The following is a 13,127-nucleotide window of genomic DNA, read 5'->3' as shown; positions in this document are numbered from 1 at the left end:
GTGCGGAGGCTTTGCCGTTCTGGGCGTCTTCGACGAGGCGGGCCATGCGGGCGAGTTGGGTGTCGGCGCCGATGCGGGTGGCTTCGACGACGAGGTGGCCTCCGGCGTTGAGGGTGGCTCCGGTGACGGTGTCGCCGGTGGTGACCTCGACGGGTACGGACTCGCCCGTGAGCATCGAGGCGTCCACGGCGGACGCGCCCTCGACCACGGTCCCGTCCGTCGCGATCTTCTCCCCCGGACGGACGGCGAAACGGTCGCCGACGACGAGCGTGCTCGCCGGGACGCGGACCTCCCTGCCGTCCCTGAGCACGGCGACGTCCTTGGCCCCCAGGTCCATCAGCGCGCGCAACGCCGCCCCGGACCTCCGCTTGGCACGGGCCTCCAGGTAGCGGCCGAGCAGGATGAACGTGACGACCCCGGCCGCCACCTCCAGGTAGATCGTCGAGCCGGCGTCGGCGCGCGAGACGGTGAGGTCGAAACCGTGGCGCATGCCGGTCATGCCCGCGTCGCCGAGGAACAGGGCCCACAGCGACCAGCCGAACGCGGCGAGCGTGCCGAGCGAGACCAGCGTGTCCATCGTGGCCGCGCCGTGCCGGAGGCCGGTCCATGCGGCGCGGTGGAAGGGCAGGCCGCCCCAGACGACGACCGGTGCGGCGAGGGTGAGGCTCAGCCACTGCCAGTAGTCGAACTGGAGTGCCGGGATCATGGCGAGCAGGACCACGGGGACGGCGAGCACGGCGGAGACGACGAGTCGCTGCCGGAGCGCGTCGGTGGAGGTGCCCTGCTCCGCCCCGGCGTCCCGGGCCGCGGAGTCCGGGGCGAATTCCGGGGAGGGCTCCGGGGCCGGGTCTGCCGAGGTGCCGACGCCGGGGGTCGTGGCGGTGTCCGTGGCGCTGTCCGTGCGGCGGGCCGCGTCGGTGTCGGTGCCGGCGTACGTGTCCGGGGCGGCGGCCGGGGGAGCGGAGGCCTCGGTCCCTGTCGGTACCTTCCGTACCGGGCGGGCGACGGGCCGGGCCGTGTAGCCGGTCTTCTCGACCGCGGCGACGAGGTCCCCCAGTTTCAGCCCCTCCCCGAAGGTGACGCGGGCCTTCTCGGTCGCGTAGTTCACCGTGGCGGTGACGCCGTCCATCCGGTTGAGCTTCTTCTCGACGCGGGCGGCGCACGAGGCGCAGGTCATCCCGCCGATCATGAGCTCGGCCTCGGAGGCGTCGGCGGCCGGGAAACCGGCTGCTGCTGTGCTGGCCATGTCCGGAACTCCTGAGAAACGCGGATCGGGCCGTACCCCACCAGTATCTCCTGGTGGGGTACGGCCCGACGGCGATCGGGGTGGCGGCCGCTCCGGGGCCGGCCTTAGGCAGCCGGGCCGAGGAGTTCGTATCCGGCCTCGTCGACGGCGGCACGAACGGCGTCCTCGGCCAGCGGGGCCTTGGACGTGACGGTGACCAGGCCGGTGGCGGCGACGGCCGCGACCGAGATCACACCCGCGATCCCGGAGACCTCCTCCGACACGGAGCCCTCGCAGTGGCCGCAGGTCATGCCCTTGACCTGGTACACGGTGGTGACCGAGTCGGTCTCCTCGATCCGCACGTCGGCCGCACCGTCGTGGCAGGAACCGGTGGGCGAGCAGCAGGAGCCGGTGGACTGGGGGGTCTCGGTCTCGGCGGTCATGACGTTCTCCTTATCGCGAACACGTTACGGCGGCGTGGCGGGGCGCAGGAGGTCGCGGAGGACTCCCGGCGTTCCGTCGTATCCACACTATACCCCTAGGGGGTATAAATGCGATCCGGTGGTACCGCGTACCGGCCCCATGGTCGGCCATGACGCGCGGGCGGGCCGTCTACGGCGCGGGCGTGGGCGGGGTCCGGTGCCGCATGTCGTCGCCGACCAGGGGGTCCAGGTAGCGGAACATGAGCGTCTTCAGCTCCTGGATGTAGGCCGCGCGTTCTTCGCCCTCGTGGGCCATGATCAGGTCCAGCCCGGCCTTGAAGAGCATGAAGGCCATGTCGGCGATGCGGTGGACCTGGTCGGCCGGTGTGTCCGGGAGGTGGCCGGCGAGCGCCGATTCGACCCGCGTCAGCATCGTGGCGTGCAGGGTGTCGTGTTCCTCGGTGATCTGTCCGGGGATCTCCGGGCCGTGCATCAGGACGAAGAAGGCCGGGTTCTCGCAGTTGAAAGCGATCAGCGGGTCGAGGACGGCGTCCAGCATGCGGTCGAGCGGCAGCTCGGTGTGGCTCTGGGTGAAGGCGGCGCCGTAGGTGTCCCGCCAGCGGTTGAGCAGCTGGTCGCCCAGCTCGATGGCGATGGCCTCCTTGTTCGGGAAGAACTGGTAGAGCGTGCCCGGCGACACCCCGGCCTCGCGGGCGATGGCGTTGGTGCTCGACGCGGTGTAGCCGCTGGTGCAGAAGACGCTGGCGGCGGCCTGGAGCAGCTGGGCGATACGGGCCTCGCCGCGGGCCTGGCGGCGGCGCGGGCGGGCGGAGCCCGGCGTTCCGCCGGCCGCGTCGGCGGTGGGCCCGCCGTCCGCTCCGTCCGCCGCGGCGCCCTTGGTGGCTTTGGCCTCCGACACGGTCTATCCCCAGCTCTCATGATGCGGTTGACAAATGCGAGTGCTCGCTCGCATTCTAGTGAAACGCGAGCGACTACTCGTGTTTGCCAGGGTAAGTGGCAATGACTGACCCATGCTGCCTTGTGCCGCCCGGGTCTCGGTGAAGGGGACACCGCACCATGTCCGAAGTCAACCGTTCCGCGCCGCCTTCGGTCGGCGGCTGGACCCGGTTCGTCACCGCCCGGCCGCGGTTCGCGCTGCTGGCCGCGCTGGTGATCACCGCGCTCGCCGTGTTCGCGGGGAGCGGGGTGGCGGACCGGATGGGCAGCGGCGGCTGGCAGCCCCCCGACGCCGAGTCGACCTATGCGACCGAGGTGCTGGCGCGGGAGTTCCCCGCCTCCCAGCCCAACCTGCTCCTTCTGGTGGACAGTGGCTCCGCGACCGTGGACGACCCGGCGGTGGCCGCCGAAGCCGCCCGCCTGGTCGAGCGACTGAGGGCCGAGCCGGGGGTCTCGGGCGTCGGGTCCTACTGGGAGACCGCATCACCCGCCCTGCGTTCCGAGGACGGTCACGAGGCGGTCATCGCCGCCCGGATCGGGGGTGACGAGAAGACCGCGGGCAAGACCCTCGACCGGATGGCCTCCGCCTTCTCCGGGGAGCGGGGGCCGGTGACGGTCTCCCTCGGCGGGCCCGTCGCGGTGCAGCACGAGATGCAGACGATCATCCAGGAGGACCTGCTGCGGGCCGAGTTGATCGCCCTGCCGGTGACGCTCGTCCTGCTGGTCATGGTCTTCGGCAGCGCCGTCGCCGCGATGCTGCCGCTCGGTGTCGGCATCGTCGCCATCCTCGGCACCAACGCCGTACTGCGAGGGCTGACGGAGTTCACCGACGTCTCGGTCTTCGCCATGAACCTCACCACGGCGCTCGGCCTCGGACTCGCCATCGACTACGCCCTGTTCATCGTCCGCCGCTTCCGCGAGGAGCTGGCGAGCGGGGCGGACCCCCGGACCGCGGTGGGCACGACGCTGCGGACCGCCGGGCGCACGGTGCTGTTCTCGGCGCTGACGGTGGCGGTGTCGCTGTCGGCCATGCTCGTCTTCCCGCAGTACTTCCTGCGGTCCTTCGCCTACGCCGGGATCGCCGTGGTCCTCCTGGCCGCCGCTGCCGCGCTGATCCTGCTGCCCGCCGCACTCGTGCTGCTCGGCCACCGGGTCAACTCGCTGGACCTGCGCCGCCTGTTCCGCCGTCGCGGGAAGAGCGCGGGAGGTGCGGGGGAAGAGGCGGCGCCAGGCCGGGGATGGGCGCGGCTGGCCGTGCTGGTGATGCGGAGGGCCCCCGTCTTCGCCGTCGTCACCACCATCGGGCTCCTGTTGCTCGGACTGCCCTTCCTGGGCGTCAGGTTCGGCACGGCGGACGACCGTCAGCTGCCGGTCGGCGCGGAGTCCCGGACCGTCCAGGACCATATGCGCGACGGGTTTCCCAGCAGCCCCGTGGGCGGCCTGGAGGTGCTGGTCGAGGGGCCGGGGTCCCCCGCCGCGTACGCGGACCTGAAGGACCGGATCGGGCAGGTCCCCGGCGTGCTGCGGGTCGACGGCCCGGTCACCGGGGACTCCGTCGCCTTCTACAGCGTGCTGCCCGAGGGGGAAGCCGTCGGGGAGAAGGCCCAGCAGCTCGTACGGGACCTGAGGGCCGTGCCCACCGCCTCCTCCCTCGACACCTCGGTGACGGGCAGGGCGGCAGCCCTCGTCGACTCCAAGGACGCCATAGCCGACCGGCTGCCCTGGGCGGTGGGGATCATCGTGGTGGTCACCCTGCTCCTGGTCTTCCTGCTCACCGGCAGTGTGCTCATCCCGCTCCAGGCGGTCGTGCTCAACGCCCTCAGCCTCACCGCGATGTTCGGAGCGATGGTCTGGGTCTTCCAGGACGGGAACCTCTCCGGGCTGCTCGCCTTCACCAGCACGGGCGACATCGAGACGACGCTGCCCGTCCTGATGTTCTGCGTCGCCTTCGGACTCTCCATGGACTACGGGGTCTTCCTGATATCCCGGATCAAGGAGGAGCATGACCGCACAGGCGACCACGAGCACTCCGTCGCCTTCGGGCTCCGGCACACCGGCGGACTGATCACAGCGGCCGCGGTGATCCTCGCGGTCGTGATGGTGGCCATCGGCACCTCACGGGTCACCAACACCAAGATGCTGGGACTCGGCATCGCCCTCGCCGTCCTGATGGACGCCATGGTGGTGCGCGGCCTGCTGGTTCCCGCGGTGATGAAGCTGATGGGTCGCTCCACCTGGTGGGCCCCCGCGCCCCTGCGCGCCTTCCATCGCAAGTTCGGCCTCAGCGAAGGGGATACGGCCCCGGCCGGCGTCGCCGACCCGGAGACTCCGGGCGGCCGGGGCGGCCCCGGGAAGGCGGAGCCCGCGGTGGACGCCGCCTCCGAGGCGGACGCGGCGAAGGTCGCCGAGCCGGCGGGACGCTGACAGGCTTCCTGGGGCGCGGGGGCCGGGGAAGCCGTTCGGAAACAGCCCCCGGGGAGGCCGGGAACACCCCCGGAGCGGCCCCCGGTGGGCCCGTGCGACACCGAACGAGTGGTGGCCGGGGGCCGGGCTCCCGGCCCGTCCCGAAAGGCGTCAGGAGCCTGCCGGTGGCATCGGTGCGGCATCGCTGACCTGGGATTTCATGCTCCAACTGCCTAGAATTACCTCATCGGAAAAGGGGGCCCGGATGGACCGGAACGTCACCACGACGGACGATCTCATGGTGTTGATGGACGGGTTGTTCGCCCCGGCGGCGGACCGGTGGACAGTCGCCGGAGCGTCCTGGTGGGACGACTTCTACGCGGACCGTTCGAAGACGGTGCCGTTCTTCGTGGACAAGCCCGACGAGAGCCTGGACGGGTACCTCCGCCAGGGGCTGATAACCCCGGGGCGGGCGCTCGACCTCGGCTGCGGCCCCGGCCGCAACGCGCTGCACCTGGCCTCGCTCGGCTTCGGCGTCGACGCGGTCGACCTCTCCCCGGAGGCGATCGCCTGGGCCCGGGAACGGGCGGACGGGGCAGAGGCCCACGACATCCGGTTCCACCGCGGTGACGCGTTCGCGCTGACAGCGGCAGGGGCCGCCCTCGCCGGGCCCTACGACCTGATCTACGACTCCGGCTGCTTCCACCACCTGCCACCCCACCGCCGTATCAGCTATCTCGCCCTCCTGGAGCGTTGCCTCGCACCCGGCGGCCACTTCGCGCTCACCTGCTTCGCCGCCGGGGAGGGCGGGATGGGGTCGGAGCTGCCGGACGCCGAGCTCTACCGGACGGGCGGTCTACAGGGTGGACTCGCCTACTCGCCCGAGGCGCTGCGTCGCGTCTTCTCCGGCCTGACGGAGATCGAGCTGCGCCGTATGAACGACGAGGGCGCCCAATCGCCCCTCTTCGGAAAGCCGTTCCTCTGGACGGCCCTCTTCCGGGCACCCGCCCGGACATGACGGGCCCGGGCCATTCGGGCGGGGTCGTGGTGCGGGTAGCGGGTCAGCGGCCCCGGTTGCGGGGGCGGGAGGCGACCCAGGCGCGGACAGTGTCTCCGTACCAGTACGGCTTCCCGTTCTCCACCTGGTCGGGCGAGGGCAGGAGCCCGTGCTTGCGATAGGAGCGGACCGTGTCCGGCTGGACCTGGATGTGCGCGGCAATGTCCTTGTAGGACCAGAGCGTTCTGTCGGTCATCAGTGATACCTCTCAGCGCTTCTCTGCTCTGCTGCGCTCCGCAGCACAGGCTGACGATCACTCAGCCTGTCCTCGGTTGAACGACCCAGGGCGGCAGGCGGCGTGGGGTTGTCGACCGGCTGTGACAGAAACCCCACATAACCGAGATATGTGTACTGAAATGGTTACTGCTGTCGCAGAACGGATGAACCGGGCCCGGTGGCGCTGGGCGCGGTCGTTGTCGGACCCGGTTGCCACGATGGAGACCATGAGCACTTCCGAACGCCCGATGCCCCCTCTGGCCGCCGACGAACGCACCTCCCTGGAGAGCTGGCTCGACTTCTACCGCGCCACCCTCGCCCAGAAATGCGCGGACCTGCCCGAGAAGGGGCTGCGCGAGGCGTCCGCGACGCCCTCGCCGATCACGCTGCTCGGACTGCTCCAGCACCTGGCGGAGGTCGAGCGGAACTGGTTTCGCCGCGTGCTCGCGCAGGAGGACGCCCCGCCGCTCTTCGCCCCTCCGGCCGACGGCGGGGACGGAGCCGAGGGGCGTGACGGCGGCTGGGATCTCGCGGAGGACTCCACCTACGAGAAGGCGCTCGCACTGTGGGGGGCCGAGGTGGCCACGGCCCGGCGGAACTGCGCGGCCCGAGCGCTCGACGACACCAGCCCGTTCATGGGCGCGCAGGTCACGCTGCGGTGGATCTACACCCACATGATCGGCGAGTACGCGCGGCACTGCGGCCACGCCGACCTGATCCGCGAACGCGTCGACGGACGCACGGGGGTCTGACCCGGGCCCCCGGAGGCCGGACCCTGCGGACCCGGCGGGATCAGGCCGTGGGGCCGGGCCTCTTGCAGGAGCGGAGGAACTCCCGGGTGCGGCGGGCGATGGGGAACGGCTTGTCCGGCGGACACGGATACATGTCCTGCTCCACGATCGCGAACAGGTCGACGTCCAAGGCCCGGGCCGCTTCCAGGACCGGCTCCAGGGCGGGGACCCCGCCGGGCGGCTCGCACATCACGCCCCTGGCCACCGCCGGGCCGAACGGCACCCCGTCGGCCACCACTGTCGCCAGGATCTCCGGATCGACCTGCTTGAGGTGGAGGTAGCCGATACGTTCCCCGTACGTCTCGATGAGCTTGACGCTGTCGCCGCCGCAGTAGGCGTAGTGCCCGGTGTCCAGGCAGAGCGAGACGAGATCAGGATCGGTGGCGTCGAGGAAGCGGTTGACGTTCTCCTCGGTGTCGATGTGGGTGTCGGCATGCGGGTGGACGACGATGCGCAGCCCGAAGCGCTCCCGGACCTCCCGGCCCAGCCGCTCCGTCTGCGCGGTCAGCTCACGCCACTGCGCGGGCGTGAGCACCCGGTCCTCCAGCACCTCGCCCGTCTTGTCGTCGCGCCAGAAGGAGGGGATGACGACCAGGTGCTCGGCGCCCATGGCCCGGGTCAGTCCGGCGATGTCCGCGACATGCGCCCACGTCCGGTCCCAGACGTCCGGGCCGTGGTGCAATCCGGTGAAGACGGTCCCGGCGGAGACCGTGAGCCCCCGGTCGCGGGTCTCGTCGGCCAGCCGGGCCGGGTCGGTGGGCAGATAGCCGTACGGGCCCAGTTCGATCCACGCGTATCCGGCCTCGGCCACCTCGTCGAGGAAGCGATGCCAGGGCACCTGCCGCGGGTCGTCGGGGAACCACACTCCCCAGGAGTCGGGGGCCGAGCCGATACGGATGCGGGCCGAGGACTGGACGGAGGGGGTCATAACGCCCAGCCTCGGGGCCCGTGCGGAAGAGTGTCAAGGGTTCGTCCGAATGTCCGGACAAAATATTGACAGGGTTCCCGGGAGGGGACTAGACCTGGGACCAGCCGGCCACCGGTGGGTCGAAGGGATGGGCATGTCTGAGCCGTACGACGTGATCACCATGGGGCGGATCGGGGTGGACCTCTACCCGCTGGAGGTCGGGGTACCGCTCGCCCGGGTCGAGACGTTCGGCAAGTTCCTCGGCGGCTCCCCGACGAACGTCGCGGTGGCGGCGGCCCGGCTGGGGCGGCGGACGGCCGTGATCACCCGGACCGGGGACGACCCCTTCGGCGCGTACCTCCACCAGGAGCTGGAGCGGTTCGGGGTGGACGACCGGTGGGTGACGCCCGTGCGGGAGTACCCGACTCCGGTCACCTTCTGCGAGATCTTCCCGCCGGACGACTTCCCGCTCTACTTCTACCGGCAACCCAAGGCCCCCGACCTGGAGATCCACGCGCCGGACCTCGACCTGGACGCGGTGCGCGATGCCCGGATCTTCTGGATGACGGGCACCGGACTCAGTGCCGAGCCGAGCCGCTCCGCCACCCTGGCCGCCCTCGCCGCGCGCACGCCCCGCGTCCGCCCCGCCGGTACGCCGCGTACGGCGACCGTCTTCGACCTCGACTGGCGGCCGATGTTCTGGGACGGCGGCGACGACAGCGCCGAGGCCCCCGCGCGGTACCGCGAAGCACTGGCCCGTGCCACGGTCGCCGTCGGCAACATCGACGAGTGCGCGATCGCGACCGGCGAACGCGAACCGTACGCCGCGGCCCGTGCCCTGCTCGCGGCCGGGGTGGAGCTCGCCGTCGTCAAACAGGGCCCGAACGGCGTGCTCGCCGTCCACCGGGACGGCACCACCGCCGACTGCCCGCCCCTGCCGGTCGAGGTGGTCAACGGACTCGGCGCGGGCGACGCGTTCGGGGGCGCGCTCTGCCACGGGCTGCTCGCCGGGTGGCCCCTCGACCGCCTCGTGCGGTACGCGAACGCGGCCGGCGCGATCGTCGCCTCCCGGCTCGCCTGCTCGTCCGCGATGCCGTTCGCGGACGAGGTCGAGGGTGCTCTCGCGGCCGGAACCGTCACGGCGGACCCGGGCACTCCGGTGAACACCGGCGCCGCCCCGGGCGACCTCGGCGCGGCGGCTGACGTCCCGGCCGGAGCGGGCTCATGACGCCTTTCGCGCCCTCCCTCTCCGCACTCGTGCGGCTGCGTGCCGAGCGCCCCGAAGCCGTCGCCGAGGCCGCCGCGCGACGGAAGCGGCGACGGCTGATCCGTCACCCCGGCGACCGGTTGATGATCATCGCGGCGGACCACCCCGCGCGCGGCGCGCTCGCCGTGGGCGACCGGGCCCTCGCCATGGCCAACCGCTTCGAGCTGCTGGAGCGGCTCTGCCTCGCCCTCTCCCGTCCCGGGGTCGACGGAGTGCTCGCCTCCGCCGACGTCCTGGACGACCTCCTTCTGCTGGGAGCCCTGGAGGACAAGGTCGTGATGGGGTCGATGAACCGCGGCGGGCTGGCCGGCGCCACGTTCGAGCTCGACGACCGGTTCACCGGCCACCGCCCCGACGACCTGGTCCGCCAGGGGTTCGACGCGGGGAAGCTGTTGCTGCGCATCGACCACGACGACCCCGGTTCGCTGGACACCCTGCACACCGCCGCCCGCACCATCGACGCGATGGCGGCGCACCGGCTGCCCGTCTTCGTCGAGCCGTTCCTCTGCCGCCGCGTCGACGGCCGCCTCCACAACGACCTCGGGGCCGCCGCCGTGGCGACCTCCATCGCCATCGCGTCGGGCCTCGCCGGGACATCCGCGTACACCTGGCTGAAGGTCCCCGTCACCGACGAACCCGGCGCCATGGCCCGGGCGATGGAGGCCTCCACCCTGCCCGCCGTCCTGCTCGGCGGCGAGGTCGGCGCCGACCAGGACGCCGCGTACGGGAAATGGCGCGACGCGCTGCGGCTGCCCACCGTGCGGGGGCTGGTCGTGGGGCGCTCGCTGCTCTACCCGGTCGACGGAGACGTGACGTGTGCCGTCGACACCGCCGTATCGCTGCTCGGCACGGGTAGGTAAGGGCCATGACGACGCATCACCCCCATGAGCGGGACCAGGAGACGCATCACCCCCAGGGGCGGGACCAGGAGACGCATCACCCCCAGGGGCGGGACCAGGACAAGCGGCAGGACGGGCGGGGCCGGTACCACCTGCCGGCCGGCAGCGTCGCACGCGGGGCGTACGCCGTTGACATCGACCCCGAGCGGGCCGGCTGGGACCGTTCGGCCCTGCGGGTGCTGGAGCTGGAACCGGGAGGTGTTCACACGCTCGACACCGGTGGTAGCGAATGGATCGTCCTGCCCCTGGCCGGTGCATGTACGGTGCGTACGGCAGGCGAGATCTTCGAACTACTGGGCCGGGAGAGCGTGTTCAGCGGGGTCTCCGACTTCGCCTACGTACCGCGCGACTCCCACGCACAGATCGCCTCCGGCGCAGGTGGCCGCTTCGCCCTGGCAGGAGCGAAGTGCGAGCGACGACTCCCCGCTCGCTACGGCCCCGCGCCGGAGGTACCCGTCGAGCTGCGCGGCTCCGGGACCTGCTCGCGCCAGGTGAACAACTTCGCCGCCGCCGACACCTTCGACTGCGACCGGCTGATCGCGGTCGAGGTGCTCACCCCCGGCGGCAACTGGTCCTCCTACCCGCCCCACAAACACGACGAGCACGTGCCGGGCGAGGAGTGCGAACTGGAGGAGATCTACTACTTCGAGGTGGCGGACGGCGGGATCGGCTACCACCGGGTCTCCCCGTCGCGCGACGGCGGTACGGACGTCCTCGCCGAAGTGCGCGGCGGCGACGTCGTCATCGTCCCCGACGGCTGGCACGGACCGTCCATCGCCCCGCCCGGCCGGACGCTGTACTACCTGAACGTGATGGCCGGGCCGGGGGAGGAGCGCGCCTGGCTGATCCGCGACCACCCCGACCACCGATGGATCCGCGACATCTGGCGGGACGAGCCGATCGACGCCAGACTCCCGCTGTACACGGCGCATCCGTCGCCCGGCCCGGAGGTAACGCCTTGAGCCCGACGAGTCCCGCGAACCCCGCCTGTCCCACCCGCCGACTGACCACCGCTCAGGCCCTGATCGCCTTCCTGGCCCGGCAGTACACCGAGCGCGACGGCCGCCGGCAGCGACTCATCAGCGCCACCTGGGGCATCTTCGGGCACGGCAACGTCGCGGGCATCGGCCAGGCACTCGTCGAGGCGGAAGGCGGCCGAAGCGGTGGGGACGGCGGCGGCGACAGGGCCGCGCACCGTATGCCGTACCTCCAGGGCCGCAACGAACAGGCCATGGTGCACGCGGCCGTGGGCTACGCCCGTCAGTCGGGGCGGCTCTCCGCCCACGCGGTGACCACGTCCATCGGCCCGGGGGCCACCAACCTCGTCACCGGGGCCGCCCTCGCGACGATCAACCGCCTGCCCGTCCTCCTCCTGCCCGGCGACACCTTCGCGACCCGGCCCGCCGACCCCGTACTCCAGCAGCTCGAAGTGGAGTACGCGGGCGATGTCTCGGTCAACGACTGTCTGCGCCCGGTTTCGCGCTACTTCGACCGGATCACCCGGCCCGAGGCGCTGATCCCGGCCGCGTTGCAGGCGATGCGCGTCCTCACCGACCCCGCCGAGACCGGGGCCGTCACGCTCGCGCTGCCCCAGGACGTACAGGCGGAGGCGTACGACTGGCCGCTGGAGTTCTTCGCCGAGCGCGACTGGCACGTCCGCAGACCCGCCCCCGACACGCACGAACTGGAAGCCGCGGTACGGGCGGTGCGCTCCGCCCGACGCCCCCTGATCGTCGCCGGCGGCGGGGTCCGGCACAGCGCCGCCGAGGAGACGCTCGCCGCGTTCACCGCCGCGACCCGCATCCCGGTCGCCTCCACCCAGGCGGGCAAGGGCGCGCTCCGCCACGACCACCCGGCCGACGTCGGCGGCATCGGCCACACCGGCACCGCCACCGCCGACGAACTGGCCCGCAGCGCCGACCTGGTGATCGGCATCGGCACCCGCTTCTCCGACTTCACCACCGCCTCCGGCACGCTCTTCGCCGATCCGGCCGTCCGCTTCCTCCACCTCAACATCACCGGCTTCGACGCCCACAAGCTGGCCGCCCTCCCGCTGGTCGCCGACGCCCGGGCCGGACTGGAAGCGCTCACGGCGGCGCTCGCCGGACGCGGCTACCGGGTCGACCCGGCGTACGAGACGGAGTACACCGGCGGCAAGGAAGCGTGGGAGGAACGGGTCGAGGCATCTTTCGCCACCCCCGACCCCACCGCGCGCCCCACCCAGACCCAGGTCCTCGGCCTGCTGGACGCCCTGGCCACCGAGGACGACATCATCGTCAACGCCGCGGGCTCCCTCCCCGGCGACCTGCACAAGCTCTGGCGCACCCGCTCCCGCGACCAGTACCACGTCGAGTACGGCTACTCCTGCATGGGCTACGAGATCCCCGCCGCGATCGGTGTCCTGCTCGCCGACGGAGCCCGGAGCGGCCCCGACCGGCCGCGCCGCCCCGTCTGGGCGCTCGTCGGCGACGGCACGTATCTGATGAACCCAACCGAGATCGTCACCGCCGTCCAGGAGCACCTGCCGCTGAAGCTGCTGATCCTCCAGAACCACGGGTACGCCTCCATCGGCGGCCTCTCCGAGGCGGTCGGCGCCGAACGCTTCGGCACGGCCTACCGCCGGCGGGACGCCGACGGCGGCTTCACCGGACCGCCGCTCCCCGTTGACCTGGCCGCCAACGCGGCCTCCCTCGGCATGCGCGTCCTGCGCGCCACCACCATCGACGACCTGCGCAAAGCACTCTCCGAGGCCCGTGACGCGCAGGGCCCCACTTGTGTCTACGTCGAGACGGAAACGCCCGACACAGTGTCGGGCCCCCCTCCGGCACAGGCGTGGTGGGATGTTCCGGTAGCCGAGACCGCGAGCCGGCCGGCGGCGGTCGAGGCCCGGCAGGAGTACGAGCGGCAGGCCGCCGCCCGACGCCGCCATCTGTGAAGCCCGCCTGAACCCGCTCGCACCTGCCCGAGCGGCCGGAAGCCTGAA

The 13,127-nt window shown here is 72.0% G+C and carries 12 protein-coding genes; 7 read left to right on the top strand and 5 right to left on the bottom strand.

Features of this window, described 5'->3' with window-relative positions; genetic code table 11:
* The 3 genes from ACZ60Q_RS03995 to ACZ60Q_RS03985 all read right to left on the bottom strand — a co-directional run.
* The coding region (locus ACZ60Q_RS03995) for a heavy metal translocating P-type ATPase (protein WP_469627925.1) at positions 1-1,246 on the bottom strand (1,246 nt) is incomplete at its 3' end.
* Between the two features lie 104 nt (positions 1,247-1,350).
* Complete coding sequence (locus ACZ60Q_RS03990; RefSeq protein ID WP_469627923.1) at positions 1,351-1,668, bottom strand: heavy-metal-associated domain-containing protein; 318 nt, start codon at positions 1,666-1,668, stop codon at positions 1,351-1,353.
* Positions 1,669-1,837: 169 nt separating this feature from the next.
* Entirely contained in the window at positions 1,838-2,566 is a 729-nt protein-coding gene (locus ACZ60Q_RS03985) for a TetR/AcrR family transcriptional regulator (protein WP_469627920.1), read from the bottom strand.
* Between the two features lie 158 nt (positions 2,567-2,724).
* On the opposite strand from ACZ60Q_RS03985, the gene ACZ60Q_RS03980 reads away from it, so the two are divergent.
* The gene (locus ACZ60Q_RS03980) at positions 2,725-5,028 is read left to right on the top strand and encodes an MMPL family transporter (RefSeq protein ID WP_469627917.1); all 2,304 of its coding nucleotides are present in this window, start codon (positions 2,725-2,727) and stop codon (positions 5,026-5,028) included.
* 244 nt (positions 5,029-5,272) lie between these two features.
* Complete coding sequence (locus ACZ60Q_RS03975; RefSeq protein WP_469627914.1) at positions 5,273-6,025, top strand: class I SAM-dependent methyltransferase; 753 nt, start codon at positions 5,273-5,275, stop codon at positions 6,023-6,025.
* Positions 6,026-6,068: 43 nt separating this feature from the next.
* On the opposite strand, the gene ACZ60Q_RS03970 is transcribed toward ACZ60Q_RS03975, so the two are convergent.
* Entirely contained in the window at positions 6,069-6,260 is a 192-nt protein-coding gene (locus ACZ60Q_RS03970) for a helix-turn-helix transcriptional regulator (protein ID WP_469627911.1), read from the bottom strand.
* 247 nt (positions 6,261-6,507) lie between these two features.
* On the opposite strand from ACZ60Q_RS03970, the gene ACZ60Q_RS03965 reads away from it, so the two are divergent.
* Positions 6,508-7,032 (top strand): DinB family protein, encoded by a 525-nt coding sequence (locus ACZ60Q_RS03965; RefSeq protein WP_469627908.1) that lies wholly within the window; start codon positions 6,508-6,510, stop codon positions 7,030-7,032.
* A gap of 40 nt (positions 7,033-7,072) precedes the next feature.
* Here ACZ60Q_RS03965 and ACZ60Q_RS03960 read toward each other — a convergent pair whose 3' ends face one another.
* A complete protein-coding gene (locus tag ACZ60Q_RS03960) occupies positions 7,073-7,999 on the bottom strand; it encodes a sugar phosphate isomerase/epimerase family protein (RefSeq protein ID WP_469627905.1) in 927 nt (308 codons plus the stop codon).
* Between the two features lie 133 nt (positions 8,000-8,132).
* On the opposite strand from ACZ60Q_RS03960, the gene iolC reads away from it, so the two are divergent.
* The 4 genes from iolC to iolD are packed head-to-tail and all read left to right on the top strand — an operon-like array spanning position 8,133 to position 13,079.
* The gene (gene iolC / locus ACZ60Q_RS03955; protein ID WP_469627902.1) at positions 8,133-9,206 is read left to right on the top strand and encodes a 5-dehydro-2-deoxygluconokinase; all 1,074 of its coding nucleotides are present in this window, start codon (positions 8,133-8,135) and stop codon (positions 9,204-9,206) included.
* Positions 9,203-10,105, top strand: coding sequence for a Cgl0159 family (beta/alpha)8-fold protein (locus tag ACZ60Q_RS03950; RefSeq protein WP_469627899.1), 903 nt, complete (start codon positions 9,203-9,205; stop codon positions 10,103-10,105). The genes iolC and ACZ60Q_RS03950 overlap by 4 nt, the downstream gene beginning before the upstream one ends.
* A gap of 5 nt (positions 10,106-10,110) precedes the next feature.
* Positions 10,111-11,106 (top strand): 5-deoxy-glucuronate isomerase, encoded by a 996-nt coding sequence (gene iolB, locus ACZ60Q_RS03945; protein WP_469627896.1) that lies wholly within the window; start codon positions 10,111-10,113, stop codon positions 11,104-11,106.
* A complete protein-coding gene (gene iolD, locus ACZ60Q_RS03940; protein WP_469627893.1) occupies positions 11,103-13,079 on the top strand; it encodes a 3D-(3,5/4)-trihydroxycyclohexane-1,2-dione acylhydrolase (decyclizing) in 1,977 nt (658 codons plus the stop codon). The genes iolB and iolD overlap by 4 nt, the downstream gene beginning before the upstream one ends.
* The last annotated feature ends 48 nt before the right edge of the window (positions 13,080-13,127 follow it).

The sequence above is a fragment of the Streptomyces sp. NPDC104313 genome (assembly GCF_055583985.1).
Note: the sequence above shows the minus strand (reverse complement) of the source record. Positions and strands in the feature narration are given on the sequence as shown.

Coding starts and splice junctions, on each gene's coding strand:
- ACZ60Q_RS03990 (WP_469627923.1), bottom strand. CDS start 1,668: ATGACCGCCGAGACCGAGACCCCCCAGTCCACCGGCTCCTGCTGCTCG.
- ACZ60Q_RS03980 (WP_469627917.1), top strand. CDS start 2,725: ATGTCCGAAGTCAACCGTTCCGCGCCGCCTTCGGTCGGCGGCTGGACC.
- ACZ60Q_RS03975 (WP_469627914.1), top strand. CDS start 5,273: ATGGACCGGAACGTCACCACGACGGACGATCTCATGGTGTTGATGGAC.
- ACZ60Q_RS03970 (WP_469627911.1), bottom strand. CDS start 6,260: ATGACCGACAGAACGCTCTGGTCCTACAAGGACATTGCCGCGCACATC.
- ACZ60Q_RS03965 (WP_469627908.1), top strand. CDS start 6,508: ATGAGCACTTCCGAACGCCCGATGCCCCCTCTGGCCGCCGACGAACGC.
- ACZ60Q_RS03960 (WP_469627905.1), bottom strand. CDS start 7,999: ATGACCCCCTCCGTCCAGTCCTCGGCCCGCATCCGTATCGGCTCGGCC.
- iolC (WP_469627902.1), top strand. CDS start 8,133: ATGTCTGAGCCGTACGACGTGATCACCATGGGGCGGATCGGGGTGGAC.
- ACZ60Q_RS03950 (WP_469627899.1), top strand. CDS start 9,203: ATGACGCCTTTCGCGCCCTCCCTCTCCGCACTCGTGCGGCTGCGTGCC.
- iolB (WP_469627896.1), top strand. CDS start 10,111: ATGACGACGCATCACCCCCATGAGCGGGACCAGGAGACGCATCACCCC.